This is a genomic window from Peloplasma aerotolerans, from assembly GCF_030012175.1.
GTDB classification, from domain to species: Bacteria; Bacillota_I; Bacilli_A; order Acholeplasmatales; family Acholeplasmataceae; genus Peloplasma; species Peloplasma aerotolerans.
This window is the reverse complement of the sequence record NZ_JASCXW010000084.1, coordinates 1-1254: the sequence shown is the minus strand read 5'-3', so window position 1 is coordinate 1254 and position 1254 is coordinate 1. Positions and strand designations below refer to the sequence as shown.

Sequence of the window (1254 nt, the reverse complement as noted above, 5' to 3'; positions counted from 1 at the left end):
TGTTAAAACACTCTATAAAGACTTACTTGTCCTTGCTGCGAAAAGTGGACAGTCAGTCTACGAAAACGAACTCAATAAACTATCCAACTTAAAATCTGTTCGCGCATCTAATCAAAATCATGTGATGATTCAAGAAATCTTTCGTACGCACTGGCCTGCTTTCAAAGAACTTTATGTTCATAAACTTAGACCGTCAATCATTGATAATGTTGAAAGGATGATCGATTGTAAAGACTTATCTAAAGGACATTTGTTTTATGAGTGTCCTTCGTGTGATCAATACTTATTAACTGGTTTATCTTGTCATTCAAGATTTTGTGCATCTTGTGGTCATAAGTATCGCGATCAACGTTCTATTGAAATTCAAAAGAAGTTACTTAAAGTGCCTCACCGTCATTTTGTGTTTTCTATTCCTTTTGACCTTAGACCCCTCTTTTGGAAGTGTCGAGAACTTTTCGATTGCTTGTTTCATTCTGTCAATCAAGCGCTTCACTTTGCTATTAATCCTTCTAAAGCAGATAGACTTAGAGACTATCGTTTAGGATTCATTGCCTTTCTGCACACTTCAGGTCGTGCCTTAAATCCTCATCCTCACATCCACGTCTTACTTGCTGAGCAGGTCATTGATCTTAAAGGTCATCAAAAACATCTTTACTTCTTTCCATTTGAGCGTTTAAGAAAGGCTTTCATGTTTATCTTCTTAAGAAACGCCAATCATATCTTGAAAGCCAATGCTTCAAAAAACTTATATCGTGAATTCAACATCCTTAGAACTAAGATCATTAAACAATATAAAGATGGTTTTTACACCTATGGCCCTAAGGTCAAAGAGTATTCAAGGTTTTATAACTCGAAGAAGATTGCTGATTATATTGCTAGATATGCTTCTCATCCTCCTATTGCTGAATCCAATATCTTATCCTTGAATGAAGAGAATGGTCTCGTCACTTGGCGTTATACCCCTCATGAAGATAAAGAAAATCCTGTCACTGTTGTTGAACACGCTTTTAAGTTTATCGCTAAACTCATTAGACATATTCATGATAAGGGTTTCCATCAATTGAGATACTATGGCTTTTACGCCAATAAGTCAAATCGTATCAAGGGTAAACCTAAACTTCTATTATCTTCTAGTATCCAACACTTGAAATCTAAACTCAAATGGAGAACTATGTTACTTAATGCTTTTAGGTTTGATGTTCTTCTTTGTCCCTGTGGTTCAAAAATGGTTTTAAATCTTGACCTTTCATATCT

1 protein-coding gene is annotated in these 1254 nt (G+C 35.3%); it reads left to right on the top strand.

All coding sequences use genetic code 11. The features are described from left to right. A partial coding sequence (locus tag QJ521_RS09645) for an IS91 family transposase (protein ID WP_282840272.1) occupies positions 1–1254 on the top strand: 1254 nt, incomplete at both ends.